This is a genomic window from Idiomarina sp. UBA4206 (assembly GCF_002383015.1).
Lineage (GTDB): Bacteria > Pseudomonadota > Gammaproteobacteria > Enterobacterales > Alteromonadaceae > Idiomarina > Idiomarina abyssalis.
In genome coordinates, this window is the sequence record NZ_DFTS01000014.1 from 53,302 (window position 1) to 55,974 (window position 2,673).

Consider the following 2,673-nt stretch of genomic DNA (forward strand, 5'->3'; position numbering starts at 1 on the left):
TTTACGATAGCACTGGCGGTGGCATTAATAGAGTCGAGACTATCGCCAGCTTCAATTAAAACACAGGAGCTGAATTGACGTGTCGGCGTACGTACACCTGACATAATCGGTGTCGGTAGAGAAATTTTAAATTCAGAAGCTGCATCGTAGAAACGTTTAACGTAATCCATACGAGTGCTTTTCGGGTAATCCGAAAACAGACAAGCGGCGACTAATATGTATAAGAACTGCGCGCTTTCATAGATGTCACCCGTTACCCGGTTCTGAACCAGATACTTGTTTTCCAGCTGTTTAACCGCAGCATAAGAGAAGTTCATGTCACGCCAGTGATCAAGGAACTCGTCCATTTGATCAAACTCTTCTTCGCTGTAGTCATCCATCAGATGTTCATCGTAGCGATGCTCGGCCACCATTTTTTTCACATGGTCGTATAGACGCGGCGGTTCAAACTTACCGTAAGCACGTTTACGCAAGTGGAAGATAGCCAGTCGCGCTGCCATATACTGATAGTCGGGCGCATCTTCCGAAATGAGATCGGCAGCTGCTTTAATGATAGTTTCATGAATGTCTTCAGTTTTAATGCCATCGTAAAACTGAATGTGAGATTTAATTTCAACCTGAGAGGCTGAGACATTATTCAGTCCTTCGGCAGCCCACATGATCACTCGGTGAATTTTATCGAGGTTTAGCGGTTCGCGTTCGCCGCTGCGTTTCGTAACATAAAGTTGCTCGTTCATTTTGCGCCGACTCTTAGCTTTTTGTTATAGGTTTGTAGCCACAAGATATAGTGCTTATTAGTTGTACAGAGCGATATTTACACAATATCTAGTGTGTCTGGGATGAACTGTATGCTAGGTCTAACTGGCAATACGATCAAGTGAATTTAACGGTAAAAACGGAATAATTTTGAATTCAGAATCTTGATTTTTTGCCAGCCTTTAACTGGCCTGAGTTTGCGCTGAAAAGTTTTCTATATAATTTTTTTGTCTTTTAAAGGAAGTTAATAGATCAAGAGTTATTGATAGCCAGTAACTCCAGCAATGCCAGTGGAGATTCAATGTGATAATCGGCCTGCCAGCGCTGGGGTTGGTCTTCGTTACTGATATAACCGTACTCGGCAAGCACCGTGACCATTCCGGCGTTACGGCCGGCTTCAATATCGCGTTCGGCATCACCCACGTAAAGGCAGTCTGTTGGTTCAACACCCAGTTTCTCCGCGGCATAGAATAAAGGCTCAGGCGATGGTTTTGCGACACTGAGAGTATCGCCGCTCACCACAACTTCAATGGCTTCAAATTCAGGGAAGTGTGGTAATAACAGGTGTGTCAGGCGTTCAGGCTTGTTGGTCACTATCGCGATTTTAATGGACTCACGCTGTAATACTGCCAGTAGTTCCAGAACACCCGGGTAAGGTTGGGTATGAGTGGCGATATTATTCTTATAGGCACTCAGGAAGGCGTGTCTCAGCTCTGTTTCCATGTGCGTATAATTGTCATCAAAGGCCAATTTTAGTAAGCCTCTGGAACCATGGGACGCAACTGGTGTAAACACTTCAGCAGTGACAGCAGGGCGCTCGTATTGCTCACAAACAGCATTTAATGCGGCGCCTAAATCGGGTGCGGTATCAAGTAAGGTGCCATCTAAATCAAACAGGACAGCTTTTACCGGAGAACTTTTATCTGAGGAACTCATTAATTACTCCGGCTTTTTCAAAGCGACAATGTAATTTACATCAACATCTTCGTCTGAAAGTACAAAGCCTTTTAAAGGATGAAAAATTAAGCCATTAATAGCGATATCTTCTAAAGCGGCTTTGTCAGTCATACTTAAAAGTTCTGACGGGCGAATAAAACGTTGATGCTGATGAGTTCCTTTCGGTACCCAGCCTAAAATATGCTCGGCAGCGACAATACCCAATAACCAGGATTTTACATTACGATTCAAAGTGGAGAAAAAGACTAATCCCCCGGGCTTAACCGCTTTGGCGCAGGCTTGTACTATGGCGGCCGGGTCAGGAACGTGTTCAAGCATTTCCAGACAGGTCACTACGTCGTAGCTGTCGGTGTTTTGTTCGGCCAGCGTTTCAACGGCAATGCATTGATAGTCAATTTGGCGGCCACTTTCTAATGCGTGCAAACGCGCCACCTTTAATGACTGCTCGGCCAAATCAATACCGGTAACCTCAGCGCCTCGTTCCGCCATGGCTTCACTGAGTAATCCACCGCCACAACCGACATCCAGTACTTTCTTGCCGAAAAGCCCTTCGGTATGGTTTTCGATAAAGCCCAGCCGGACCGGGTTGATTTTATGCAAAGGTTTAAATTCGCCATCCGGGTCCCACCAGCGCGAGGCGAGTGCTGAAAATTTTGCGATCTCTTCCGGATCGACGTTTTTTTGTTCAGTTTTAGAGCGACTGGTGGTCATAGATTATGCGTCTTTAAGAGATGGATAACGCGGCTAGTCTACCTCAGGCAAAGAATAAGAAAAAGAGGGTGCGAGACGCGTTTGGGATGGGTACAATGATTGGATCAAAATAACAATGAATATGCGGATCTATATTTAGGGAATAAACTATGAGCGATCTAGCCAGAGAAGTGTCACCGGTAAATATTGAAGACGAACTGAAAAGTTCGTACCTCGATTATGCCATGAGCGTTATTGTCGGGCGCGCCA

3 protein-coding genes are annotated in these 2,673 nt (G+C 45.2%); all 3 read right to left on the reverse strand.

The genetic code is table 11. The annotated features are described in order from the left end of the window. On the reverse strand, positions 1 to 737 hold a 737-nt coding region (locus B3180_RS02900), incomplete at its 3' end, for a ribonucleotide reductase N-terminal alpha domain-containing protein (RefSeq protein WP_286842928.1). 271 nt (positions 738 to 1,008) lie between these two features. Then, a complete protein-coding gene (gene gph, locus B3180_RS02905) occupies positions 1,009 to 1,692 on the reverse strand; it encodes a phosphoglycolate phosphatase (protein ID WP_278358665.1) in 684 nt (227 codons plus the stop codon). A 3-nt stretch (positions 1,693 to 1,695) separates the two neighbouring features. After that, on the reverse strand, positions 1,696 to 2,424 hold the full coding sequence (gene ubiG, locus B3180_RS02910) for a bifunctional 2-polyprenyl-6-hydroxyphenol methylase/3-demethylubiquinol 3-O-methyltransferase UbiG (protein ID WP_278358666.1): 729 nt from the start codon (positions 2,422 to 2,424) through the stop codon (positions 1,696 to 1,698). Positions 2,425 to 2,673: the final 249 nt, after the last annotated feature.